Consider the following 23,343-nt stretch of genomic DNA (forward strand, 5'->3'; position numbering starts at 1 on the left):
TTTGGTCAGGACTGTCTAGTGGCGCGGATCGGACCCGCCGGGTTTTAGCAAGTCGGCGCCGGTAGAACCCGAACGCCCGCTGTTTCGTTGAGACAAGCACCATGGCCGAGACCGTCAATATCGTCTGCCCGCACTGCGACGCCACCAACCGGCTGCCCGCCGAGCGCGACGCCAAGGCGGCCAAGTGCGGCCGCTGCGCCCGGCCGCTGTTCACGGGCCAGCCGGTGGACCTGACCACCGCCCGGTTCCGCAAGCATGTGGCCGGCAGCCAGATCCCGATCGTCGCCGACTTCTGGGCGGCCTGGTGCGGGCCCTGCAAGGCGATCGCCCCGATCTTCGCCCGTTCGGCCGCCGAGCTGGAGCCCCGCGCCCGGTTCGTGAAGGTCGACGTCGACGCCGAGCCCGCCCTGGCCCAGGCCTATGGCGTGCGCGGCATCCCCGCCCTGTTCCTGTTCAAGGACGGCAAGGTCGCCGCCAACCAGGCCGGCCTGCCCGACCCCGGCTTCTTCCGCCGCTGGCTGGACGAACACGCGCCGGCCTGAGAGACGACAGGCCAAGCCGGAGCTTGCCGCCCGGTCCCGCGTTTATCCTCATTCAACAAAGGGAATGAGGCCGACGATGCCCAAAACCCATCACGCCCTCCTGGTCGCGGGTCCGGTCGCCCTGCTGCTGGCGGCCTGCGGCGGCGGTCCGGCCTTGCCGCCCGAGCAGGGCTATGGTCCCAACCCCGTCCTGCCCGCCGCCAAGAAACAGATGATCCCGGTGATGAAGATCGCGCCGGCGGTCGGATGGGCCGACGGCCAGACCCCGGACGCCGCACCGGGCTTCATCGCCACCGCCCTGGTCCGCGGCCTGGACCACCCCCGCTGGCTCTATGTGCTGCCCAACGGCGACGTGCTGATCGCCGAGACCAACGCCCCGCCCAAGCCCGAGGACGGCAAGGGCCTCAGGGGCTGGTTCCAGAAGATCATCATGAAGCGGGCCGGCGCGACGCCGCCTTCGGCCAACCGCATCACCCTGGTGCGCGACGCCGACAATGACGGGACGCTGGAGGTCCGAACCCCCTTCCTGTCGAACCTGCACTCGCCGTTCGGCATGGCCCTGGTCGGCGACACCTTCTATGTCGCCGACAGCGACGCCCTGCTGGCCTTCCCCTACCAGACGGGCCAAACCCGGATCACGGCCGCGCCGCGCAAGGTGGCCGACCTGCCGGCCGGGCCGATCAACCACCACTGGACCAAGAACGTCATCGCCAGTCCCGACGGCTCCAGGCTGTACGTGACCGTCGGCTCCAACAGCAATGTCGGCGAGAATGGCATGGCCGCCGAAGAACGGCGGGCGGCGATCCTGGAGATCGACCCGGCCACCGGCGCCAGCCGCGTCTTCGCCTCGGGCCTGCGCAACCCCAACGGCATGGACTGGCAGCCGCAGAGCGGCGCCCTGTGGGCGGCCGTCAACGAGCGCGACGAGATCGGCAACGACCTGGTCCCCGACTACATGACCTCGGTTCGGGACGGCGGCTTCTACGGTTGGCCCTACAGCTACTACGGCCAGACGGTGGATACGCGCGTGAAGCCCCAGCGGCCGGACCTGGTGGCCAAGGCGATCAAGCCGGACTACGCCCTGGGCGCCCATACCGCCTCGCTGGGCCTGACCTTCTACGACGCCGACGCCTTCCCGCCGCGTTACAAGGGCGGCGCCTTCGTCGGCCAGCACGGCTCGTGGAACCGCAAGCCGGTCAGCGGCTATCGCGTTGCGTTTGTCCCGTTTTCGGGCGGCAAGCCGTCCGGCCCGGCCGAGCCGTTCCTGACCGGCTTCCTCGACGCCAAGGGCCAGGCCCTGGGTCGCCCGGTCGGCGTGGGAGTCGACAAGTTCGGCGCCCTGCTGGTGGCCGACGACGTCGGCAACGTCGTGTGGCGGGTCGCGGCCAACACGCCTCCGCCACCCAAGAGCGAGCCTTCGCCCGCCGCCAAGCCTGCCCCCTAGGCGGGCACGGGCTCGTCGACGCCCACCTCGCGCGGCGGGGCGTTGAAGACCGCCTCGTCCAGGATGCCCTCGCGCTTGGCGACAATGGTCGGCACCAGCGCCTGACCGGCGACGTTGACGGCCGTGCGGCCCATGTCGAGGATCGGGTCGATGGCCAGCAGCAGGCCCACGCCCTCCAGGGGCAGGCCCAGGGTCGACAGGGTCAGGGTCAGCATGACCACCGCGCCGGTCAGCCCCGCCGTCGCCGCTGAGCCCAGCACCGACACGAAGACGATCAGGCCGTAGTCGGTCAGCTGCAGCGGCAGGTGGTAGAACTGGGCGATGAAGATCGCCGCCACGGCCGGGTAGATCGCCGCGCAGCCGTCCATCTTGGTGGTCGCGCCCAACGGCACGGCGAAGGCGGCATAGGCGCGCGGCACGCCTAGCCGCGTCTCGGTCAGGGCTTCGGTCACCGGCAGCGTGCCGATCGACGAGCGCGAGACGAAGCCCAGCTGGATGGCCGGCCACGCCCCGGCGAAGAACCGCAGCGGGTTCAGGCCGTTCAGCGCCAGGATCGTCGGATAGACCACGAACAGCACCAGGCCCAGGCCGATATAGATCGCGCCCGCGAAGGCGCCCAGCTGGCCCAGGGTGGTCCAGCCGTATTGCGCCACGGCGTTGCCCAGCAGGCCGATGGTGCCGATCGGCGTCAGGCGGATCACCCACCACAGCACCTTGCGCACCACCGCCAGGGCCGAGGCGTTGAAGGCCAGGAAGCCCTCGGCGGCCGGACCGACCTTGATCGCCGCCACGCCCGCCACCAGGGCCAGGACCAGGATCTGCAGCACGTTGAACGAGGCCGTCGTCGTGGCCGCGCCGTCGACGATCTTGGTCGAGGCCTGAAGGCCCAACATGTTGGATGGAATAAGGCCCGTCAGGAAATCCAGCCACGAGCCGGTCGTGCGCGGGGCGTGGGCCGTCGCCAGATCGACCACGGCGTGATCGCCGGGACGCAGGACCAGGCCCAGGGCGATGCCGATGGCCACGGCGATCAGGGCGGTGATCGCGAACCACAGCAGGGTGCGCCAGACCAGCCGGGCGGCGTTCTGCAGCTCGCGCAGGTTGGCGATGCTGGCGACGATGGCGGTGAACACCAGCGGCGGGACCAGGACGCGGAGCAGCTGGACGAAGATCGCCCCCACCTGGTGCAGGGTTTCGGCCAGGCCGTAGCCGGGCTGGCCCTCCGCCGGTCCCAGGGACCGGGCCAGCAGGCCGAGCCCCAGGCCGACGACCATGGCGACCAGGACCTGGACGCCGAAGCTGCCGATGAAGCGCCCGGCCTTCGTGGCGGGGGGCGAGGATGGAGGAGTCTGGGTCTGGGCCATCTGGGTCCTCTCGAAAGCCCGTCCGGGCGCTCCAGCATAACGTCGCAAGGCCCCGACCGGGTCAAATCAGGGGGCCGTCCGCCCTCGGTTCTGACGCCGACGGGTGGAAACGCCCAACCAGAATTCATCGACGCCGGCTCAATGCATCTGGATTGGCCGGATCGCGCAAGACGGCGCCCGGCGTCGGCATGTCACATGGTCAACGCCCGGCCGTCGGCTCTAGAAGGGTGTTGGTCGCAGCCTCCAGTACCCGGGGATTCCATGAGCCTGTCCTTCGTCATCGGCGCCGTCATCGGCTCCGGCGCCTTCATCCTGCTGGGGCGCGCGCCGGCGCAGAAGCTGGTCGAGGCCGTTCAGGCCCGCATCGGCAAGCCGCGCTAACCGCGACCGAAAGCAACGCGCGAACGGACCGGAAGTCTTCGCCGTACTTGCGGGCCCGAACACGCAAGCGTGTCGGAACGAAAGTCTTGGCCAACGCCTTTATTTGGTATCGGCGCGCAGCTCGCACGCCTTTTGATGCCAAGGAGGCGTACATGTCTATTCTTGCGTGGATCGTGCTCGGCCTCGTGGCCGGCTTCATCGCCAGCAAGCTCGTCAGCCGCACCGGCGGCAGCCTGGTGGTGGACCTGGTGCTCGGGATCGTCGGCGCCGTGGTGGGCGGGTTCCTGTTCAACCAGTTCGGTTCCGCCGGAGTCACTGGCCTGAACCTCTACAGCCTGCTGGTCGCCGTCATCGGCGCGGTCGTCGTCCTGGCGATCTACCACGCCTTCACCGGCCGCCGAGCGCTCTAGCTTCCAACACGTTCGACACGGGAAAAGCGCCTCTGGCCCGGCCGGAGGCGCTTTTTCATGGCCTGCGGTCAGAGCGCCACCGCCTGCTGCAGCATCTGCAGCGCCACGCGCAGGCATTCGATCCGCAGAGGACCGCGGCCGATGTCGCCGAACTGAGCGTGGCGATGGTGGGTGTAGCCGCCGCGGCGCGCACAGGCGAAGTGGACGAGGCCGCCGGGCCGCTCGGGATCGCCGACCTCCTCGGCCCAGCCGGTGATCGACACCGCCACATCGGCCTTCGACCGCTTGATCGCCCCGTCCGCCATGGCGATCGCCGTCGATTGCGAGACCGAGCCGCCGTGCGGCAGGAGCGACGGCGGCACGTCGAGCAACGCGATCTTGGCGTCGTCGGTATAGACCACGAACCCGCGGTCAAAGGCGTGCGAGCATCCCGGCACGTCGGTCAGCAGCGAGGCCAGCAGGCCGCCGGTGCAGCTTTCCGCCGTCGCCAGGGTCAGTTCGCGGTCGCAGGCGGCCTCAAGGACCGCCCGCGTCAGTTCGTCGATGTCCGGTGGCAGGATCGGATCAAGCGCCTCGGGCATGAGCACTCCGAAAAAGGGGGAAGGCTAACCGCCCTCCCCCGGGACATCAGTTCGGCTGTTTTCCGCCCAGTTCGGCCATCAGCTCTTCCTTGCGGGCCTTCAGGCGCTCGCCCATCGCCTCGAGATCCTCTTCGCCCTTCTTGGCCTGGGCGAAGATGCCGCCGGGCTGCTCTTCCTCCTTGACGTGGTGCTTGATGTACTCGCCCAGCACCTTGACCTTGGCGTCGTAGAATTCGTCGCCCGGCCGCATCGCCTCGATCTCGGCGATCAGCTTCTTGGCGCCGTCATGCTCGACATAGGCTTCGTCCAGCATGTCGTCCTCGACCTCGCCGCGCTCCTCCGGATAGAAGATCTCCTCCTCGATCCGCGTGTGGACCTTGAGGGCCAGGGCGATCTTATTGAAGAGCGCCAGCTTTTCGGACTCCGCCTCCAGCTGTTCGTATTCGTCGAACCAGCCTTCGACCTCGCGGTGGTCCTTCTTCAGAAGGGTGATCGCCAACGGATCGCGGCGACCGGTGCGGCGCGTGCGACGAGGCTTGGCGGACTTGGCCTTGGTCGATGAGCTCTTGGCGGAGGTCGCCATGGTGTCTCTCCCTGAATGCTTGGTCGCCGAAGTTGGCGGATCACAAACACTTGGCGTCGGGAGGGCGTTCCCGTTTCAGAGCTTTTCCGCTCAAGTAACGCGCTTTAGGTCGACTGCCCGACACCTGTAACCGCAAGTCACTCTCATTCTTATATCAAGGCACGAAAAAGCCCGGACGCAGCGCGCCCGGGCTTTGCCGTCTTTCCGCCGAAGCGTCGGTTCAGTGGCCGCTGGCCACGGCGTCTTCCTGGATCTCGTGGACCTTGGCGCCCCGCGCCGCGAACGAGAACCACAGGACGTACAGGTAGCAGATCAACGGCACGATGAAGGCCAGCGAGCGGGCCCCCACCGGGAAGTGATGGATGAAGGCGTCGACTGTGGCGCCATACACGATCGAGATGAACCCGCCGCCGCAGATCGCCATGCACATCAGGCCCGAGGTCGCCGAGGCCGGGGCCGACGAGCGTTCCAGGGTGATGGTGAAGATGGTCGGGAACATGATCGAGTTGAACAGTCCGATCAGGATCGCCGCGATGCCCGGGATGAAGCCCATGGTCAGGGGCGCGATGTAGTCGCCCGGCAGGTGGACCGATCCGCCCAGCGGCGTGGCCGGCATGTGGTAGGTGGCGATCACCAGGGCGCAAAGGCCCGTGGCGCAGGCCGCCACGATGCCCAGCATCGTCGTGGCCTTGACGTAGCGCAGTAGCACCGAGCCGCCAAAGCGGCCGAACATCGCGAATAGCATGAAGATCGGGCCGACGAAGCCGGCGACCTGCGACGGCACGTTCAGGATCTGCTTCTGCTCAAGGAAGAAGATCATCCCCGAGATCACGCAGACCTCCGCGCCGACATAGAGAAAGATGCCCAACGAGCCGAGATTGGCCCACTTGGACTGCAACGCCTTGAACGGCGACTCGGCGTGCTCGGCCATCTTCGGCGCGTGATGGGTGATGGTGTTGCGCACCAGGAACACGGCCAGGGTGAAGAAGGCCAGGATCACGGCGATCAGCAGGTAGACGTTGGTGACGAAGCCCAACCCCGTGGCCTTCATGGCCTCGGTGACCACCACGTCCTTCTCGAACAGCGGGCCCTTCAGCAGGAAGCTCGCGCCGAAGATGCCGCCTGCATAGGCGCCCATCGAGTTGAAGGCCTGCGAGAGGTTGAGGCGGAAGTGCGAGCCCTTGGGGTCGCCCATCGACGCGATCAGCGGGTTGGCCGCGACCTGCAGCAGGGTGATGCCCGAGGCGGCTACGAACAGGCCCAGAAGCACGGTGATGAAGTTGTGCGAGAAGGTCGTGGACCAGGCGATCAGGCAGCCCAGGACGATGCCGCTCAGACCCAGCACGATAGACTTGGCGTAGCCGTTCTTGGCCAGATAGGCTGCGGAGGGGATCGACATGATCCCGTAGGCGATGAAGAACGCGAACTGGTTCAGCTGCGTCTCGAAGTCCGTCAGCGTGTAGATGACCTTCATGCTCTTCACGAGCGGGTCAATCAGATTGGTGACGAACGCCCAGATGAAGAACAGCGCCGTGACGTAGACGACGGCCAGGATCAGGCCGCCTCCCCCGGTCTTGGGCGCCGCTCCGGTCGTCGGAGCCTGCGCCGCACCCATACCTGCCATGTTGTTTCACTCCCTGTCCGACATTGCGGGACGCGCCATCCACCCCAACCGTGACAACGTTGTCAAGCGTCGAGGCCGAACGTACGCCGCGAAGATCTCGCCTAGCCGCCGTGTGGGAACCGATTTCCCCGATTCGACGACAAATCGAAAACTCCGACAAATCCCCGCCAATGGGAAGTGGCGATGTCGATCATCGCCATTCTATGCGTGTCGGGCTGGGATCGTGATCGCTGTAAGTTGGCCTGGCCGACGCTTGCACGTCCCGGCTGCGCCGAGCCGGCCCCCTACGCCGCCCGGCGGCCCGCGTTGGGCGCGGGCGAGACGTCCCACACGTCGTGAGCGGTTTCGCCCGTGAGGATGTTCTCGGCGGTCAGGAGGCCGCTGAGCGGGGCCTGATCGCGGTCGCCGTCGCGGTGCAGGCCGTTGCGGCCGGCCAGGTGCAGGCTGGGGAACTGCATCTTCAGGTCCAGACGGATCATCGCCCGGTGCTCGGCGCAGTCCTCATCCTCGATCGGCAGCACCTTGCGCTGGCGCACGACGCGGGCGTCACTGACGGCGGTCGGGTCCATCAGCCCCATCACCGCGGCCTCGCGCCAGGCCAGGGCCACCAGGTCGGCGTCGCTGGTGGTCCACAGGCCGTCGCCCTCGAAGCAGAAATAGTCCAGGCCCAGGCAGCTGGCCGTCTCGCCTTCCGGCGCCATGTCCGGCGACCAGGCGCGATAGTTCTGCACCCGGCCGACCTGCAGGTCGGTGTCGTGGACATCGATCGCGGCCTCGCGCAGCGGCTTGCGGGTGCGCCCCACCAGGGCGACGGTGATCTGGTCGCGGTACATCAGTTCGCCGGCGTGGAACAGGCTGATCGGCGCCGGCCGCAGCATGGCCATCAGCTCGCGCAACGGCGCGGTCGAGACCACGTGGTCGGCGGTGCGCACCTCGTGGGCGCCGTCGTCGCGCAGGATGGTCACCGTCCACAGCCTGGTAGCGGCGTCGAACTTCAGGGCCTCGACACGCCGACCCAGGACGACTTCGCCGCCAAAGCCCGCGATCCTGTCGGCGCAGGCCCGCCACATCGAGCCGCCGCCCTGGCGAGGATAGCGCAGGCGGGCCGCTGGCCTGGCGGGGCCGGCGCGACCGGCCGGCATCTGGTCGCGGATCAGGCCTGACACCTTCTCGGCGAACGGCAGGAACAGCATTGACGACAGCCGGGCGCCGACCTGGTTGCGGATTTCGTCGCTGAAGGTGCGAGGCGTCCTGATCGGACGGATCTTGGCCACGCCGAACGAGGCCGCGCAGGCCGCGGCGCCGCGCAGGCCCAGATGCGTCAGGGTCTCCAGGGTCTTCAGCGGATAGGCATAGAACCGCTCGCGGTGATAGATCCGCGCTGTGCAGGGCTGCTCGACAAAGCCGTCCGGCAGCAGTTCGGACCACAGCGCCAGCACGCTGGGCGAAGCCGAGGCGTAGGCGCCGCCGTTCAGGTCGATCTTGAAGCCGTGATGGTCGATCGTGCGGCTGGAGCCGCCGACCGCGTGGGGATCCATTTCCATGACGGCGACGTTCCGTCCCGCCTTGGCCAGGGCATAGGCGGCGGTCAGGCCGGCCGGCCCGGCCCCGATCACCAAGGTTTCGACGTGCTGCCCCATGGCCGATGGTCCTCGTTCGAGAACCATCCTGGCCCGAGAAGGTTAAAGGACCGCCCCGCCGGATGGGGCGGAACGACGACGAACTTGGCCATGGGACGCTATGCCGCGCCTTACGGAACGCCAGGCTTCTAAGCCAATTGATCGCCGATCGGCAGGGTCCGGATGCGCTTGCCGGTCGCGGCGAAGATCGCGTTGACCAGGGCGGCCGGCGCCGGCGGCAGGGCCGGCTCGCCCAGGCCCGTCGGCGGGTTGTCGCTGGTCACGAAATGCACCTCCACATCCGGCGCGTCGGCCAGGCGCAGCATCGGGAAGTCGCCGAAATTGCTCTGGGTCACGGCGCCGTTCTCGATGGTGATCGCCTGGCCCAGCGCGCTGCCGATTCCGTCGAGGACCGAGCCCTGCACCTGCTGCTCGGCGCCGTTGGGGTTGACGATCTGACGGCCGACGTCGGCCGCCGCCCACGCCTTGCGAACCGTCAGGCTGCCGTCCACGACCGCCACCTCGACGACCACCGCCACATAGCCGCGATGGCTGTAGTGGCAGGCCACGCCCAGGCCGACGCCCTTGGGGGTCTTTCGGCCCCAGCCGGACGCCTCGGCCGCCCGGTCGAGCACGGCGCGCATCCGGCCGGTATGGAAGCTGTCGCCCTTGCCCGGCTCGCCGATAAGCCGAGGTTCGCCCAGCAGCTTGCGGCGGAACTCGACGGGGTCGACGCCCGCCGCGTGGGCCACCTCGTCGGTGAAGCTCTGGTACACGAAGCCGTAGGCGTTGTTGCCCGGCGCTCGCAGCCAACCAGTCGGCACGCCCAGCGGCATGACTGAGACGTCCTGGGCGTAGTTTTCCACCGCCCCGTACGGAAACTGCGTGCCGCCAATATTGGCCGCGCGCGCGAACTTCTGGCCTTCGCCGAAGGTCACGAAGTGGTTGCGCCAGGCGGTCAGCCCGCCCTGGGCGTCCAGCCCCGCCGTCAGCCGGTGGAAGCCGGCGGGACGGTAGAAGTCGTGCTGCATGTCGTCCTCGCGGGTCCACAGCAGCTTGACCGGCGCCCCGACCGTCTTGGAGATCCACGCCGCCTCGACCATGAAGTCGTTCATCAGCCGCCGGCCGAAGCCGCCGCCGCTGCGGGTGAAGTGGATGGTGATGTCCTCGGGCCGGATCCCGAGGGTCTTGGCCACCAGTTCGCGCCCGTCCTCGGGGTTCTGGGCGGGAGCCCAGATCTCGACCTTGCCGTCCTTGAAGCTGGCCGTGCAGTTCTGCGGCTCCAGCGTGGCGTGGGCGTTGAACGGATAGCTGTAGTCGGCCCTCACCACCTTGGCCGCGCCCTTCAGGGCGGCGTCGACGTCGCCGACCGTCTTGAGATTGCGATGCGGCGGCTGGCCGTGCAGTTCGGCGGCCTTGGCGATGAAGCCCGCGCTGCTCTGGGCGCTGGTCGGGTGGTCGGCCCAGGTGACCTCCAGGGCGTTGCGGCCCTTGCGCGCCGCCCACCAGGTGTCGGCCACCACCACCACGCCGCCGAGCAGGCCCTCCAGCTCGGTTCCGCCGTCGACCACGAAGGCGTGGCGCACGCCCTTGACCGCCTTGGCCGGGGCCAGGTCGACCTTGGCCACCTTGGCGGCGAACACCGGGGCCTTGAGGAAGGTGGCGTACAGCATGCCCGGTACGCGCACGTCGATGCCGTAAAGCGGCTTGCCGACCACGATGGCGGCGGTGTCGGACTGGGGCTGCGGCTTGCCGATGATCCGGTAGGCCTTGGGATCCTTGAGGACCAGGGTCTTGGGGTCGGGCGCCGCCAGGCCGGCCGCGGCCTGGGCCAGCTCGCCATAGGACAGCCGGCGCTTGCCCGCCTCGTCGACCACGAAGCCCGGCTCGGTGGCCAGACCGGCCGTCGGGACGCCCCAGCGCTGGGCGGCGGCCTGGATCAGCAGGGCCCGGCCCACCGCCCCGACCTGGCGCATCGGCTCCCAGTCGTCCGGGGTGGAGGTGCTGCCGCCGGCCGACTGCTCGCCGAACACCTTGGCGTCGATCGGGGCCTGCTCGATGCGCACGGCCGACCAGTCGACGTCCAGCTCCTCGGCGATCAGCATCGGCATCGAGGTCTTGATCCCCTGCCCGATCTCCGGCCGCTTGGCGGCGATGGTCACCACGCCGTCGGGCGCGATGCGGACGAAGGCGTTGAAGGGATTGGCGCTGGCCTCGCCCTGGGCCTGCACCAGCCCCGGCAGGCTGAACGACAGCAGCAGACCGCCGCCGGCCGCCGCGCCGGTCTTGAGGAACAGCCGGCGAGCGGGACTTTCCAGGATCGCGGCCATGCTCACGCCTCCACCTGGCCGGACGCCGCCTTGATGGCCTTGCGGATGCGGATGTAGGTGGCGCAGCGGCAGAGATTGCCGTTCATCGCCGTGTCGATCTCGTCGTCGGTGGGCTTGGGCGCGGCGGCCAGCAGGGCCGTGGCCGACATGATTTGGCCGGCCTGGCAGTAGCCGCATTGCGGCACGTCGATCGCCTTCCACGCCGCCTGCACCTTGGCCCCGACGGGATTGGCGCCGACACCCTCGATGGTCGTCACCGCCTTGCCGCCCACCCGGGCCAGCGAGGTGACGCAGGACCGCATGGCCACGCCGTCGATATGGACGGTGCACGCGCCGCACTGGGCGATCCCGCAGCCGTACTTGGTCCCGACCAGACCCAACTCGTCGCGCAGCACCCACAGCAGGGGCGTATCCGGCTCGGCTTCCACCGTGTGGACCTGGCCATTCACCTTGAGACTGGTCGACATGCCGCTGCTCCCGAACTGACGCGGCGACACAGTGCCAAAGGCCGGGAACGACGACCAGAGGGTGTGGTTGTCATAAATCCGTCACTCAAGGCTTGAACGCGGTCGCCTTCCGTGGTTCCGCTCCGCCCCGTCGGGCGTCGTTCGGTACCAGGATCGCCTGAAAGATCTCCACGCTTCGAACAGAGGATGAAGCGACCATGCTGGGCTTGTTCCGGGCCGTCATGCCCAAGGAAGACCGCTTCTTCGAGCTGTTCGCGCAGCATGCCGCCACCCTGGTGCTGGGCGCCAAGGCGTTGCGGGACCTGATGGAGGGCGGCGAAGGCGTCGAGGCCGCCAGCGCCCGGGTCTACCAGCACGAGGAGGAGGCCGACGAGATCACTCGCCAGGTGATGGGCGCGATCCGCCGCAGCTTCATCACCCCGTTCGACCGCAGCGACATCCAGGACCTGACCACCTCGCTCGACGACGCCATCGACCAGATGCGCAAGACCGCCAAGGTCGTCAGCCTGTTCGAGGTCAAGACCTTCGAACCCCAGATGCGCGAGATGGCCGCGATCATCGTCCAGGCCGCCGAACTGACGGTCGAGGCCGTGGCCCTGCTGCCCGACATGCGCAAGAACGCCCAGCGCCTGACCGAACTGGCCGTCCGCGTCACCCAGATCGAGGAACAGGCCGACCTGATGTACGACCAGGGCCGCAAGGCGCTGTTCCTGGCCAACCGCGCGACGGGCTCCTCCGGCGACCCGATGACCTTCATCGTCGGGGTCGACATCTACAGCCACCTGGAAAAGGTCGTCGATCGCTTCGAGGACGTCGCCAACCGCATCAGCGGCATCGTGGTCGAGCAGGTCTAGTGGATCCGACCTTCCTGATCCTGGTCGTGCTGGTGGTCGTGGCCCTGGGCTTCGACTTCCTGAACGGCCTGCACGACGCCGCCAACTCGATCGCCACCATCGTCTCGACGCGCGTGCTGTCGGCCAAGTGGGCGGTGCTGTGGGCGGCATTCTTCAACTTCATCGCCTTCATCTTCTTCGGCACCAGCGTCGCCAAGATGGTCGGCGCGGGCATCATCGACCCGCACATCATCAGCGACCGCCTGATCTTCGCCGCCCTGATGGGCGCGATCAGCTGGAACCTGATTACCTGGTGGGCCGGCATCCCCTCGTCCAGCTCGCACGCCCTGATCGGCGGCCTGGTCGGAGCCTCGGTCGCGCGGGTCGGCAGCTTCGACGCGGTGCAGTGGGCGGGACTGGGCAAGACCGCGGCCGGCATCGTGGTCTCGCCGTTGATGGGCTTCGTCCTGGCGCTGCTGCTGGTGCTGATCGTCTCTTGGACCTTCCTGAAAAGCTCGCCCTTCTTCGCCGACCGGGTGTTCCGCAAGCTGCAGTTCGTTTCGGCGGCGGCCTATTCCCTGGGCCACGGCGGCAACGACGCCCAGAAGACCATGGGCATCATCGCCGCCCTGCTGTTCGCCCACGGCGCCACCCACGCCCCCGGCACGATCCCGTTGTGGGTGGTGCTGTCGTGCCAGACCGCTATGGCGCTCGGCACCCTCTTTGGCGGTTGGCGCATTGTGCACACCATGGGCAGCAAGATCACCCGCCTGACGCCGATGCAGGGCTTCTGCGCCGAGACCGGCGGCGCGATTACGTTGTTCCTGGCGACCCATATCGGCGTTCCGGTCTCGACGACTCACACGATCACGGGCGCTATTGTCGGCGTCGGCGCGTCGCGTCGGGTTTCAGCCGTCCGCTGGGGCGTGGCCAAGAGCATCGTGACGGCCTGGATCGTCACCCTGCCCGCGGCCGGCCTCGTCGCGGCGGCGTTCTACTATCTCGGGTTCTGGATGAAGTGAGCGACACGGCGGGCGGCAAGCAGGCGGGACGCAAGTCCGGAACACGGCGCCGCCAGGTCGCCGCCCTGCCCTGGCGCGCCGACCCGGTCGCGGGCCTGCAGATCCTGCTGGTCTCGTCCCGCGAGACCCGCCGCTGGGTGATCCCCAAGGGCTGGCCGATGAAGGGCAAGCTCGACCACCAGGCGGCCGCCCAAGAAGCCTATGAGGAAGCCGGGCTGGACGGCCGCATCGTCGAGACCCCGATCGGCGACTATCCCTATCTGAAGCGGCTCAAGAGCGGCACGGCGCGTCCGGTGACGGTCGACGTCTATCCGATGGAAGTCACGGGCGAGCACGCCGCCTGGCCCGAGAAGGGCCAGCGGACCCTCCGGTGGATGTCGCCGGTCGAGGCGGCGCTGGCGGTGCAGGAGCCCGAGCTGCGCGACATGATCGCCCGCTTCGCCCAGGTCGAGCTGCCGGCCGAGGAGCGCCCGGCCCCGACCCTGGCGCCGACGCCGGTCCGAGTGGCCTTCGATCGCCTGCGCCGGCGGGTCACCGCGCTGTGGGGCCGACGCTAGGCCGACGCCTTTCAACAGGCTGGGGATAACTCGACAAGCCGCTTTGCGTTCACTATGTTCTCGTTACGTTCCGAAGCGAGAATCGCCATGCAGCTGTCCCTCGACCTTTCGACCTCGCCGCTCGAAGCCCTGCGCGACGGCCTGCTCAAGACCTTCGGACCGCAACGGCCGACCAAGCGGCTGGATCCGGTGTCGCAGCTGGTCAAGTCGTCGATCAGCGGCCGGACCAAGGACGCGGTCTCCTGGGCGGTCTATCACCGCCTGAAGGACCGCTTCGCCACCTGGGAGGAACTGGTCGAAACGCCGGACGCCGAGGTCCAGGAGCTGATCAAGGACGTCACCTATCCCGAGGAGAAGGCCCGCCACCTGCCCCACGCCCTGCGGCTGATCCAGGTGCGCAGCGGCTGGAAACTGTCGCTGGACCACCTGGCCGAACTGGAGCTGGACAGCGCCCGCTGGTGGCTGCAGGGCCTGCCCGGCGTCGGGGTCAAGGTCGCCGCCTCGGTGCTGAACTTCAGTCCGCTGAACATGCGGGCCCTGGTGGTCGACACCCATGTGCATCGCGTGGCCGGCCGCTATGGGCTGATCCCCGCCAGCTACGACACCGCCCACGCCTACCGGGCGCTGATGGACCTGGTCCCCGACAGCTGGACGGCCGAGGATCTCTACGAGCTGCACTGGCTGATGAAGGGGCTGGGCCAGCTGCTGTGCTCGCACCACGCGCCGCGCTGCGGGGCGTGTTCGCTGAAGGCGACCTGTTCCCGGGTCGGGGTGGAACGCAGCGCCGACATCCTGGCCTGGCGACCGCGCGCCTAAGGCCGGCGGGCGCGGTGAACCGCTTGCGTCCCCGCACGCTCCCTCCGCATGGCTCACGACATCCGCATCGGCACGGCCGGCTGGAGCTTTCCGCGAACGCTCGACGTCTTTCCCGCCGAAGGTTCCGGCCTGGAGCGCTACGCCGCGGTGTTCAACAGCGTCGAGATCAACTCGTCCTTCTACCGCCCCCACCAGCGCAAGACCTACGAGCGCTGGGCCGGCTTGACCCCGGCCGGGTTCCGCTTCGCGGTCAAGGTCCCCCGGACGATCACCCACGCGCGGCGGCTGGTCGATTGCGGCGAGCCGCTGGCCCGGTTCCTGGAGGAGTGCGGTGGGCTGGGCGACAAGCTCGGCCCGCTGCTGATCCAGCTGCCGCCGAGTCTGGCGTTCGACGCAGGGACCGTGGAGCATTTCCTCCGGCGCTGGCGCCAGGCGACCCGCGCCGCGACGGTGCTGGAGCCGCGCCATGCCACCTGGTTCGAAGCGCCAGCGCAGGCGCTGTTGCAAACCTTCGAGATCGCGCGGGTCGCCGCCGATCCCGCCGTGGTCCCCGCCGCCGCCCAGCCCGGCGGCTGGAGCACACTGGCTTATCGCCGCCTGCACGGCTCGCCCGCCATGTACGCGACACCGTATGACGACGGTCGGCTCGAGCCCCTGGCCGAGCAGGTCGCCAGCGAGACCCGGAGCATCGAAAGCTGGTGCGTGTTCGACAACACCCAGTTCGGCGCGGCGACCACCGACGCCCTGAGGCTGATGGCCCTCACCGCTCCGCCGCCAGTTCGCTGAAGGTCCGCGTCCCGATGCCGTAGTGGCGCCAGTCCTTGTAGTCGAAGTGCCACCATTCCTCGGGATAGACCTCGAATCCCTGGGCGACCATGGCCTCGCGCAGCGTCGCGCGCATCGCCCGCTGCCGGGTCGTGCCGCCGATGAAGTCGGCGTAGGAGCGGCCCGACATCTCGTCGTAGCGGCTGGGCATCTCGACCGGCTTGCTGGTCTTCAGGTCATAGAGCGTCAGGTCGACGGCGCAGCCGCGGTTGTGGCGCGAGCCCTGGGCCGGATCGGCCACGAACATGTGGTCCTCGGGCGGCGTCGCCTCCCAGAACATCCAGGTCACGAACCAGGGCCGGTAGGCGTCGTGGATCAACAGGCCGTAACCCTTGGCCTTCAGCGCCTGGGCGGCCCGGGCCAGGGCCAGGGCGGCGGGGCGCTGCAGATAGGCCGCCGCCCGCTCGTACAGCGGCAGGCCCATGAAGTTGTCCGCACCGGCGTAGCGGATGTCGAGGCGGATCGTCGGGTCCAGGGTCGACAGGTCGACCAGGTCGGCGGGCCGGTGCTCGGCGGTCTCGACCGGCGGCTTGGCGGCCAGGGCCCTGGCCCGCAGGGCGGCGGGATCGGCGCGGACCGCCGCTCGGATGCCCGCCTCGACCTCCGCCCCGAAGTCGTGGCGCGGCAGGCGGATCCCGTCCAGGCGCACGGCGACCGGCTCCAGCACCAGCTCGCCGCCGCCCTCGATCCGGTAGCGGCCGCGGCCCAGCGGCGTCAGCCTGGCGTCCTGACGGCCCTGGCCGTCGACCCGCAGCACCCCGGCCCGCTCGAACACCGTCAGCGGCGCGGCGCGCTGGCCGTACTGGCCGACCGCCGCCATCTCGGCGGCGTCCAAGGGCTGGGCGAAGGCGGTGGTGCTCAGGACAAGTCCCATCAGCAAGGGGGCGACAACGGTGAAAGCTCCGGCCAGTTTTCGCATCGTCCCCATGCCGTGTCGTCCTACTTCATCGTCGGGATGACGAAGGCGTCGCCCTCGTGGTCGCCCTCCGGCCACCGCGCCGTGATGGTCTTGACCTTGGTGTAGAACTTCACGCCCTCGACGCCGTGCTGGTTGGTGTCGCCGAACGCGCTGCGCTTCCAGCCGCCGAAGGTGTGGTAGGCCACCGGCACCGGGATCGGCACGTTGATCCCCACCATGCCGACATTGACCCTGCTGGCGAATTCGCGCGCCGCCCGGCCGTTGCGGGTGAAGATCGCCACGCCGTTGCCGTACTGGTGCTCGGACGGCAGGGCCAGGGCCTCCTCGAAGCTCTCGGCGCGGACGATCTGCAGCACGGGGCCGAAGATCTCCTCCTGGTAGGTCCGCATGCCTTTCTTGACGCCGTCGAACAGCGAGGGGCCGATGAAGAAGCCCTCTTCGAAGCCCTGCAGGGAAAAGTCGCGGCCGTCGACCACCAGCTCCGCGCCCTCGTCGACGCCCAGCTGGATGTAGTCGGCGATCTTGGCCCGGTGCGCCGCGCTGACCACTGGTCCGTAGTGGGCGGCGAGATCGGTGGAGATGCCGACCTTCAGGGTCTCGATCTCGGCGACCATCCGCTCGCGCAGTTCGTCACCGGTCTTCTTGCCGACCGGAACGACCACCGGCAGGGCCATGCAGCGCTCGCCGGCCGAGCCGAAGGCCGCCCCCGACAGGTCCTTGACCACCTGGTCGAGGTCGGCGTCGGGCAGGACGACGCCATGGTTCTTGGCCCCGCCCATGGCCTGGATGCGTTTGCCGTGCGCCGTGCCGGTCTGGTAGACGTAATGGGCGATGTCGGAACTGCCAACGAAGCTGACCGCACGGATCAGCGGGTGGGTCAGGATGGCGTCGACGGCGGTCTTGTCGCCGTGCACCACGTTCAGCACCCCGGGGGGCGCGCCGGCCTCCATCATCAGCTCGGCCAGCTTGACCGGCACGGTCGGATCCTTCTCCGACGGCTTGAGGATGAAGCTGTTGCCCACGGCTACGGCGATGCCGAACATCCACATCGGGATCATGGCCGGGAAGTTGAACGGCGTGATGCCCGCGCAGACGCCCAGCGGCTGGCGCATCGAATAGACGTCGATACCGGGGCCCGCGCCCTCGGTGTATTCGCCCTTCAGGACGTGGGGGATGCCGCAGGCGAACTCGATGACTTCCAGGCCGCGCTGGATGTCGCCCTTGCTATCGGCGATCACCTTGCCGTGCTCGGACGACAGGATCTCGGCCAGGGCGTTCATGTCGCGCTCGATCAGGCGCTTGAACTCGAACATCACCCGGGCGCGGCGCTGGGGATTGGTCGCCGCCCAGCCGAGCTGGGCCTTGGCGGCGGCCTGGACGGCGGCGTCCAGCTCGGCGTCGGTCGCCAGGGCCACGCGGGCCTGGACCTCGCCGGTGTTCGGATTGAACACATCGCCGAAGCGGCCGGAGGTTCCCTCCAGGGTCTGTCCGTTCACGAAATGGCTGATGGTCCGCATGATACGCTCCCTGGATCTTGTTTTGCGCGTCAATAGCATCCGAATACCGGGCCGTATCGCGCAAATTCGTACCGCCTACTCCTCTACGTGCACCCGCCGGAACCGGCCCTGCAGATAGACCAGCGGCTCGTGGTCCGGGTCGTAGCGCAGCTTGACCACCCGGCCGACATAGACCCGGTGGTCGCCGGCGTCGAAGACCTGGTGGGTCACGCATTCGAAATTGGCCATGCAGTCGGGCAGGATCGGCGCACCGGTGCCCCAGGTCTCGGTGTCGATGCCCGCGAACCGGTCGCCGTCCTTCTGCACGAACTGGCGGGCCATCAGTTGCTGGTCGGCGTGCAGCACGTTGACCGTGAACCGCTGGGCGGCGTCCAGGATCGGCAGGCTGCGCGAGTTGAGATCGACGCAGACCAGGGCTAGGGGCGGATCCAGCGACACCGAGGTGAACGAGTTGGCCGTCAGCCCGACGCGGCGGCCGTCCTCGCACACCGTGGTGATCACCGTCACCCCGGTGGTGAAGCATCCGAAGGCGTGGCGCAGCGCCCGGGCGTCATGCGCGCCGCCCTCGCCCAGTTCGATCGTGACCGGCTGACTCATCCGCTCACCAGTGATGCAAACCGGCGTGACGGGCAAGGGTCGGCCGCTCCGCCAGCGACAGGTCCTCCCCCTGTGGGGGAGGTGGCCGAAGGCCGGTGGGGGGAGTGCTCGGACGGTTGATCCGGATTGCTGGACTATCCTACCGCTCCCCCCTCCGTCGGCTTCGCCGACACCTCCCCCACAGGGGGAGGACCTGGACGCCCCGCCTCCGCCGCCCGTCGCCGCAGCAGCGCTTCCTCCCGCCGGTTGCCGGCCAGGGCGGCGGCGGCCTCGAACGCCACGCGGGCTTCCTCGAAGCGGCCCAGCTTGAACAGCAGGTCGCCGCGGACGCTGGGCAGCAGGTGATAGGCCTTCAGCGCCGGCGCCTCGGCCAGGGCCTCGACGATCGCCAGCCCGGCCGCCGGACCTTCCGCCATGCCCACCGCCACGGCGCGGTTCAACTGGACCACCGGCGAGGGCGCGACCACGGCCAGCTCGGCATAGAGGGCGGCGATGCGCGGCCAGTCGGTGTCGGCGGCGGTCCGCGCCTGGGCGTGACAGGCGACGATCGCCGCCTGCAGGGCGTAGAAGCCGCCGGCCCCGCCCAGGTCCCGCGCCCGCTTCAGGGCCTTCAGCCCGCGCCGGATCTGCAGCAGGTCCCAGAGGCCGCGATCCTGGTCGAGCATCAGCACCGGCTCACCCTCTGCGTCGGTGCGGGCCGCCGTGCGCGAGGCGTTCAGCTCCATCAGGGCCAGCAGGCCATGGGCTTCAGGCTCGTCCGGGGCGATGGCGGTCAGCACCCGGCCCAGGCGCAGGGCCTCGCCGCACAGCTGCGGCCGCTGCCAGTCGTCGCCCCGGGCGGCGGTGTAGCCCTCGTTGAAGATCAGGTAGACCACCTCCAGCACCGAGGCCAGGCGCGCCGAGCGCTCCGCGCCGCGCGGGGTCTCATAGGTCAGGCCTGACTCCGACAGGGTCCGCTTGGCCCGCACGATGCGTTGGGCGACCGTGGCCTCGGGCAGCAGGAAGGCGCGGGCGATCTCGCCCGTGGTCAGGCCGCAGACCATGCGCAGGGCCAGGGCGGCGCGGGCCTCGCGCGACAGCAGCGGATGACAGGCGGTAAAGATCAGCCGCAGCATCTCGTCGCCGATGTCGTCGTCCAGGACGGAGTCGAAGTCGGGCATGGCCTGCTGCTCGGTCTCCAGGTCGCGGGCGACCATGCCGTGCTTGCGCTCCAGCATGCGGCCACGCCGCAGGCGGTCCAGGGCCCGGCGCTTGGCGGTGGCCATCAGCCAGGCGCCGGGACGCTCGGGCACGCCGGCGGCCGGCCACTTTTCCAGCGCGGCCACCAGGGCGTCCTGGGTCAGTTCCTCGGCCAGGGGCACGTCGCGCAGCATCCTCGCCAAGCTGGTGATCAGCCTGGGATGCTCCACCCGCCAGACGGCGAGGATGGCGCGACGGGTCTCGGCGTCGGGCGGGCTCAATCGCCGAACATCTCGCGGATCTCGCACACGCCCTTCCAGCCGGGGATGTGGTCCAGGTGCAGCTGCAGGAACTCGCGCGCCGAGGCGATGGCCTCTTCCTTGCTGGCGAACTCGAAGATCGCGTAGCCGCCGATCACCTCCTTGGCCTCGACCATCGGGCCGTCCAGCACCGTCAGCTTGCCGTCGTCGACGGTGACGCGAGCGCCCCGGTCCAGCGGCAGCAACTGCCCGCCGCCCAGCATCCGGCCGGCCTGGATCTCGCGGTTGGCCATGGCGTGCATGGCCTCGACCAGTGCGGGCGAGGCTTCGGTCGGGCCGTCAATGGGTTGGGTGATGATCGACATGTAGCGCATCTGGGAATCCTCCTGAAGCGACCGGGGTGCCGTCGCCGCCGGACTGTCTCGCTATTGAAGTCGACGAACCAGTCCCGAATGGATCGACAGCGGCGGCGAAGATTTTTGACCGTGCGGCGAATGCTTGCCCCCAACGGACCGGCTCATCCAGATCCTCCCCCTGTGGGGGAGGCGATCGCGCAGCGATCGGTGGGGGGAGTTTTAGGGTCGAAGATCGTAGAACCGGCCATCGGCCGATCACTCCCCCCTCCGTCGGCTTCGCCGACACCTCCCCCATAGGGGGAGGATCTGATGAGCACGGCTTGGCCGCCTCACGCGGCTGGCCGCTGAGCTATCGGAAAGGGACGCGGAGCGCCGGACATCGTCCGGAGTATTTGAAGTAGTAACCGTTTCGACGAAGCCCGAACGCTCCGCGCGGTCGTTATCCGGAAGCCCGCGGCGCTGAGCCCTGTTGGAGCCTCGCCGCCTTGAAGCCTCCGGCGGGCGGGCCAGGTCAACGAACCCCGGTCCCGGACCGCGAGCGCGTCACCGCCCGCCTGTTGCGCCGCCAGCCCTCGCGCCACGCCGTTTTAGTGTTCCATGCCCGGCCGGCCCTGGAGACGCGAGGTTTGGTCCCAAGGGACCGCCGACGGAGCTTCCCGCTCGATCGCCCCCCGCCGCCGCATCGGTCGCTGGCCATGCGCCCTTTCCCTGCGTCGAGGTGAGGTCAGGATAAGGGCGGTCTGGAAGGGTGGGGATCAAATCGGGTCGAGAAAGTTCAGGGCGTTGGAATCGTGGGGGTTTGTCCGCTGAACGCCGAGCACAGCCGGGGACGTGCTCTCACGGCAAGGCGTCGCGGATCGATCCACGGCAAAGAGAGTGAGTGCATGTCCCCAACGCCATCCACGGCGTCACGAGACTTCTGCGCCGGACTCAGCGGGTCCGTTGGGGACACGCACTCACAACCGACGCCCTGCAAACCGGCTGGCGCCTTGCCGTGAGTGCGCGTCCCCGCGGCTATCCCTCGATCACGTGCGGCACGAACCGGGCCAGGTTCTTGGTGACCACGCTGTCGTCCTCGCGGATGCCGATGCCGGCCGGTTCGTTGCCGACCATCCAGGCCCCGACCACCGGGCGCTTGCCGTCGAACTCGGGCGGCGGATGGTAGGCCTGGACGATCGCGCCTTCCGCGCCGTAGCCCTGGTCGAGGACAGGCTCGTCAAGGTGTTCTGGGCCGCCGACCACCTCGACATTGGCCCCTTCGCGCGAGAACAGCGGCTTGCGCACAAACCGCCCGCCCAGCGCGCTGGCCGCCGGGTCGCCCTCGAAATAGGCCTCCAGCAGGTTGGGGTGGCCGCGATGGCGCTCCCACAGCAGCGGCAGGACGCCCTTGTTGGACAGGATCGCCTTCCACGGCGGCTCGATCCAGCGGACCTGGGCCGTGTTCAGGTGCGCGGCGTAGGGCTCGCGCAGCATGAACTCCCACGGATAGAGCTTGAACGCCGCCTGCAGGACGAAGCCCTCCAGGTCGACGAACTGGCCCTCCTCGTTCAGGCCGATATTGTCCATGGCCACGAACTTGGGCTCGACGCCGGCCTGCAGGGCCAGGTCCTCGAGGAAGCGCACGGTCTGGCGGTCCTCGACCGCGTCCTCGTCGCTGGCGAAGTGGACGAAGCCGCCCGTGGGGAACAGGACCTTGAACCGGTCGCGCAGGGCCTCGAACAGGCTGTTGAACTGGTCGGCATTGGCCGGAAGCGTGCCATTGGCGATCAGCTCCTCCAGCCACAGCCACTGGAAGGTGGCCGCCTCGAAGACGCTGGTCGGGGTGTCGGCGTTGTATTCGTAGAGCTTGGGTTTGGCCTGGCCGTCATAGCCGAAGTCGAAGCGGCCGTAGAGCGACGGCGACTTGGCGCGCCAGGAGGCGGCCACGAAGTCGCGGTGCTCGGCCGGGATCGCCAGCCGCTCCATCAGCTCCTGACTGCCGGCGACCTCGTCGACCAGGTCCAGGCACAGGTCGTGGAGCTCGGCCGCGGCCGGCTCCAGGTCCTGCTCCACCTGGTCCAGGGTGAAGGCGTAGGCCACGCCCTCGTCCCAATAGGCCTGGCCTTCGGTGTGGTGGTAGACGAACCCGACCGCCTCGGCCTTGGCCTGCCAGTCGGGACGCGGGGTGAGCTTGAGGCGGCGCATCAGGCTTCGATCCATTTCAGCATTGCGGTCGACAGGACCAGGTCTTCCAATCCGGTTGTCTTCCCGGAAGCCTCGAAGAGGCTGTCCGGGACCCAGGGGACTGGGCTGATGCGGTGCGGCTCACCTGGGTCCCGGACAGCGCTACGCGCTTCCGGGATAACAACCCTCTGAGGGCCGGAAACCCTACGCCTCGCCGTCCGGCTTCTGCTCGATCTGCAGGGGCGGCTGGGCCGGGGCCAAGCGGGCCAGGATGTCGTCGGCGCTGGACTGGCCGGGCAGGATGCCGGCCAAGCGCAGCTTTTCGTCGAGGTCGGCGCCGGTGCGGCGATCTTCCAGCTCGCCGGCGGCCTTGATCCGTTCGCCGCGGATCATCTGGCGTTCCTTGATGCGGGCCAGGCTGTCGGCGGCCGAGCCGAGCGAGGCGCCCGCGCCGGCCCCGCGCGCCGAGACGGCGGCCTGGGCCTTCTGGACGCTCTCGTTGACCTTCACGACCTCGACCTCGCGACGCAGGGTCTCGATGCGGCGGTCGGTGGCGGTGACGGCCTGGTGCAACTGGTCCTCGGCGGCGCGCATGTCGCCGATCTGCGGCTCCTTCAGCGCGATGTCCTGCTCGAGGTCGGCGATGCGCTGGGCCACCTGGCGGGCCAGGTCCATGTCGCCCTTCTGGACGGCGGCGCGGGCCGAGGCCTCGTACTTGGTGACCTGGTCGCGGAAACCGGCGACTTCCTTCTCCAGGATGCGGCGGCGAGCCACCAGCGTGGCCATGTCGTCGCGGGCCTTGCCCTGGGCGGTGTCGGCGTCGCGGATTTCCTGATCGAGAATACGCAGGGCGTTGGCGTCGACGACGGCCGCGGTGGCCTCGTGCGCGCCGGCGCGACCCAGGGTGAACAGCTTGTTCCAGATGGACATGAGGGGTCTCCGAAGGTGCGCGGG

At 68.9% G+C, this 23,343-nt stretch carries 22 protein-coding genes; 8 read left to right on the forward strand and 14 right to left on the reverse strand.

All coding sequences use genetic code 11. The annotated features are described in order from the left end of the window. Positions 1-101: 101 nt before the first annotated feature. On the forward strand, positions 102-542 hold the full coding sequence (gene trxC, locus J2X41_RS19385) for a thioredoxin TrxC (RefSeq protein ID WP_310084540.1): 441 nt from the start codon (positions 102-104) through the stop codon (positions 540-542). A 76-nt stretch (positions 543-618) separates the two neighbouring features. Continuing rightward, complete coding sequence (locus J2X41_RS19390) at positions 619-1,986, forward strand: sorbosone dehydrogenase family protein (RefSeq protein WP_310084542.1); 1,368 nt, start codon at positions 619-621, stop codon at positions 1,984-1,986. On the opposite strand, the gene J2X41_RS19395 is transcribed toward J2X41_RS19390, so the two are convergent. Further along, the gene (locus J2X41_RS19395; protein ID WP_310084545.1) at positions 1,983-3,350 is read right to left on the reverse strand and encodes a dicarboxylate/amino acid:cation symporter; all 1,368 of its coding nucleotides are present in this window, start codon (positions 3,348-3,350) and stop codon (positions 1,983-1,985) included. The two genes, J2X41_RS19390 and J2X41_RS19395, sit on opposite strands and share 4 nt — an antisense overlap. 533 nt (positions 3,351-3,883) lie before the next feature. On the opposite strand from J2X41_RS19395, the gene J2X41_RS19400 reads away from it, so the two are divergent. After that, positions 3,884-4,141, forward strand: a complete 258-nt coding sequence (locus tag J2X41_RS19400) for a GlsB/YeaQ/YmgE family stress response membrane protein (RefSeq protein WP_028040338.1) — start codon at positions 3,884-3,886, stop codon at positions 4,139-4,141. 68 nt (positions 4,142-4,209) lie between these two features. Here J2X41_RS19400 and J2X41_RS19405 read toward each other — a convergent pair whose 3' ends face one another. The 6 genes from J2X41_RS19405 to J2X41_RS19430 all read right to left on the reverse strand — a co-directional run bounded on the left by J2X41_RS19405 (position 4,210) and on the right by J2X41_RS19430 (position 11,345). Next, positions 4,210-4,722 carry a CinA family protein gene (locus J2X41_RS19405; RefSeq protein ID WP_310084548.1) on the reverse strand — a complete coding sequence of 171 codons (513 nt, stop codon included), beginning with the start codon at positions 4,720-4,722 and terminating at the stop codon, positions 4,210-4,212. A 46-nt stretch (positions 4,723-4,768) separates the two neighbouring features. Then, positions 4,769-5,305, reverse strand: coding sequence for a hemerythrin domain-containing protein (locus tag J2X41_RS19410; RefSeq protein WP_310084551.1), 537 nt, complete (start codon positions 5,303-5,305; stop codon positions 4,769-4,771). 220 nt (positions 5,306-5,525) lie between these two features. Further along, positions 5,526-6,929 carry an MFS transporter gene (locus tag J2X41_RS19415; protein WP_310084554.1) on the reverse strand — a complete coding sequence of 468 codons (1,404 nt, stop codon included), beginning with the start codon at positions 6,927-6,929 and terminating at the stop codon, positions 5,526-5,528. 284 nt (positions 6,930-7,213) lie between these two features. After that, complete coding sequence (locus J2X41_RS19420; RefSeq protein ID WP_310084556.1) at positions 7,214-8,569, reverse strand: FAD-dependent oxidoreductase; 1,356 nt, start codon at positions 8,567-8,569, stop codon at positions 7,214-7,216. Positions 8,570-8,697: 128 nt separating this feature from the next. After that, the gene (locus J2X41_RS19425; RefSeq protein ID WP_310084559.1) at positions 8,698-10,878 is read right to left on the reverse strand and encodes a molybdopterin cofactor-binding domain-containing protein; all 2,181 of its coding nucleotides are present in this window, start codon (positions 10,876-10,878) and stop codon (positions 8,698-8,700) included. A gap of 2 nt (positions 10,879-10,880) precedes the next feature. Then, positions 10,881-11,345: a 2Fe-2S iron-sulfur cluster-binding protein gene (locus J2X41_RS19430; RefSeq protein WP_310084561.1), complete on the reverse strand. Its 465-nt coding sequence runs from the start codon at positions 11,343-11,345 to the stop codon at positions 10,881-10,883. Positions 11,346-11,542: 197 nt separating this feature from the next. Here J2X41_RS19430 and J2X41_RS19435 point away from each other — a divergent pair, with 197 nt between their 5' ends. The 5 genes from J2X41_RS19435 (at position 11,543) to J2X41_RS19455 (ending at position 15,359) form a co-directional block, all read left to right on the forward strand. Continuing rightward, entirely contained in the window at positions 11,543-12,199 is a 657-nt protein-coding gene (locus tag J2X41_RS19435; RefSeq protein WP_028040345.1) for a DUF47 domain-containing protein, read from the forward strand. Next, the gene (locus tag J2X41_RS19440) at positions 12,199-13,200 is read left to right on the forward strand and encodes an inorganic phosphate transporter (RefSeq protein ID WP_310084564.1); all 1,002 of its coding nucleotides are present in this window, start codon (positions 12,199-12,201) and stop codon (positions 13,198-13,200) included. Before J2X41_RS19435 ends, J2X41_RS19440 begins: the two co-directional genes overlap by 1 nt. Then, positions 13,197-13,757 (forward strand): NUDIX hydrolase, encoded by a 561-nt coding sequence (locus J2X41_RS19445; protein ID WP_310084565.1) that lies wholly within the window; start codon positions 13,197-13,199, stop codon positions 13,755-13,757. The genes J2X41_RS19440 and J2X41_RS19445 overlap by 4 nt, the downstream gene beginning before the upstream one ends. Before the next feature lie 87 nt (positions 13,758-13,844). Next, on the forward strand, positions 13,845-14,573 hold the full coding sequence (nth, locus tag J2X41_RS19450) for an endonuclease III (RefSeq protein ID WP_310084568.1): 729 nt from the start codon (positions 13,845-13,847) through the stop codon (positions 14,571-14,573). A 48-nt stretch (positions 14,574-14,621) separates the two neighbouring features. Continuing rightward, positions 14,622-15,359 carry a DUF72 domain-containing protein gene (locus J2X41_RS19455; protein WP_310084570.1) on the forward strand — a complete coding sequence of 246 codons (738 nt, stop codon included), beginning with the start codon at positions 14,622-14,624 and terminating at the stop codon, positions 15,357-15,359. On the opposite strand, the gene J2X41_RS19460 is transcribed toward J2X41_RS19455, so the two are convergent. From J2X41_RS19460 to J2X41_RS19490, 7 genes are all read right to left on the reverse strand, one after another. Next, the gene (locus J2X41_RS19460) at positions 15,334-16,326 is read right to left on the reverse strand and encodes a M15 family metallopeptidase (RefSeq protein WP_310084572.1); all 993 of its coding nucleotides are present in this window, start codon (positions 16,324-16,326) and stop codon (positions 15,334-15,336) included. The genes J2X41_RS19455 and J2X41_RS19460 overlap by 26 nt on opposite strands. Before the next feature lie 11 nt (positions 16,327-16,337). Then, positions 16,338-17,834, reverse strand: a complete 1,497-nt coding sequence (locus tag J2X41_RS19465) for a CoA-acylating methylmalonate-semialdehyde dehydrogenase (RefSeq protein WP_310084573.1) — start codon at positions 17,832-17,834, stop codon at positions 16,338-16,340. A 75-nt stretch (positions 17,835-17,909) separates the two neighbouring features. After that, positions 17,910-18,431, reverse strand: coding sequence for a flavin reductase family protein (locus tag J2X41_RS19470; protein ID WP_057184515.1), 522 nt, complete (start codon positions 18,429-18,431; stop codon positions 17,910-17,912). A gap of 134 nt (positions 18,432-18,565) precedes the next feature. Next, the gene (locus J2X41_RS19475; RefSeq protein WP_310084578.1) at positions 18,566-19,891 is read right to left on the reverse strand and encodes an RNA polymerase sigma factor; all 1,326 of its coding nucleotides are present in this window, start codon (positions 19,889-19,891) and stop codon (positions 18,566-18,568) included. Further along, positions 19,888-20,244, reverse strand: coding sequence for a YciI family protein (locus J2X41_RS19480; RefSeq protein WP_310084581.1), 357 nt, complete (start codon positions 20,242-20,244; stop codon positions 19,888-19,890). Before J2X41_RS19480 ends, J2X41_RS19475 begins: the two co-directional genes overlap by 4 nt. Before the next feature lie 996 nt (positions 20,245-21,240). Then, complete coding sequence (locus tag J2X41_RS19485; RefSeq protein ID WP_310084582.1) at positions 21,241-22,410, reverse strand: glutathionylspermidine synthase family protein; 1,170 nt, start codon at positions 22,408-22,410, stop codon at positions 21,241-21,243. A 183-nt stretch (positions 22,411-22,593) separates the two neighbouring features. After that, a complete protein-coding gene (locus J2X41_RS19490) occupies positions 22,594-23,319 on the reverse strand; it encodes a PspA/IM30 family protein (RefSeq protein ID WP_310084586.1) in 726 nt (241 codons plus the stop codon). Positions 23,320-23,343: the final 24 nt, after the last annotated feature.

The organism is Caulobacter sp. BE254, assembly GCF_031457295.1.
Classification (GTDB): domain Bacteria; phylum Pseudomonadota; class Alphaproteobacteria; order Caulobacterales; family Caulobacteraceae; genus Caulobacter.

Coding starts and splice junctions, on each gene's coding strand:
- J2X41_RS19430 (WP_310084561.1), bottom strand. CDS start 11,345: ATGTCGACCAGTCTCAAGGTGAATGGCCAGGTCCACACGGTGGAAGCC.
- J2X41_RS19455 (WP_310084570.1), top strand. CDS start 14,622: ATGGCTCACGACATCCGCATCGGCACGGCCGGCTGGAGCTTTCCGCGA.
- J2X41_RS19405 (WP_310084548.1), bottom strand. CDS start 4,722: ATGCCCGAGGCGCTTGATCCGATCCTGCCACCGGACATCGACGAACTG.
- J2X41_RS19470 (WP_057184515.1), bottom strand. CDS start 18,431: ATGAGTCAGCCGGTCACGATCGAACTGGGCGAGGGCGGCGCGCATGAC.
- J2X41_RS19490 (WP_310084586.1), bottom strand. CDS start 23,319: ATGTCCATCTGGAACAAGCTGTTCACCCTGGGTCGCGCCGGCGCGCAC.
- J2X41_RS19465 (WP_310084573.1), bottom strand. CDS start 17,834: ATGCGGACCATCAGCCATTTCGTGAACGGACAGACCCTGGAGGGAACC.
- trxC (WP_310084540.1), top strand. CDS start 102: ATGGCCGAGACCGTCAATATCGTCTGCCCGCACTGCGACGCCACCAAC.
- J2X41_RS19420 (WP_310084556.1), bottom strand. CDS start 8,569: ATGGGGCAGCACGTCGAAACCTTGGTGATCGGGGCCGGGCCGGCCGGC.
- J2X41_RS19435 (WP_028040345.1), top strand. CDS start 11,543: ATGCTGGGCTTGTTCCGGGCCGTCATGCCCAAGGAAGACCGCTTCTTC.
- J2X41_RS19425 (WP_310084559.1), bottom strand. CDS start 10,878: ATGGCCGCGATCCTGGAAAGTCCCGCTCGCCGGCTGTTCCTCAAGACC.
- J2X41_RS19410 (WP_310084551.1), bottom strand. CDS start 5,305: ATGGCGACCTCCGCCAAGAGCTCATCGACCAAGGCCAAGTCCGCCAAG.
- J2X41_RS19390 (WP_310084542.1), top strand. CDS start 619: ATGCCCAAAACCCATCACGCCCTCCTGGTCGCGGGTCCGGTCGCCCTG.
- J2X41_RS19400 (WP_028040338.1), top strand. CDS start 3,884: ATGTCTATTCTTGCGTGGATCGTGCTCGGCCTCGTGGCCGGCTTCATC.
- nth (WP_310084568.1), top strand. CDS start 13,845: ATGCAGCTGTCCCTCGACCTTTCGACCTCGCCGCTCGAAGCCCTGCGC.
- J2X41_RS19460 (WP_310084572.1), bottom strand. CDS start 16,326: ATGGGGACGATGCGAAAACTGGCCGGAGCTTTCACCGTTGTCGCCCCC.
- J2X41_RS19485 (WP_310084582.1), bottom strand. CDS start 22,410: ATGCGCCGCCTCAAGCTCACCCCGCGTCCCGACTGGCAGGCCAAGGCC.
- J2X41_RS19480 (WP_310084581.1), bottom strand. CDS start 20,244: ATGCGCTACATGTCGATCATCACCCAACCCATTGACGGCCCGACCGAA.
- J2X41_RS19395 (WP_310084545.1), bottom strand. CDS start 3,350: ATGGCCCAGACCCAGACTCCTCCATCCTCGCCCCCCGCCACGAAGGCC.
- J2X41_RS19415 (WP_310084554.1), bottom strand. CDS start 6,929: ATGGCAGGTATGGGTGCGGCGCAGGCTCCGACGACCGGAGCGGCGCCC.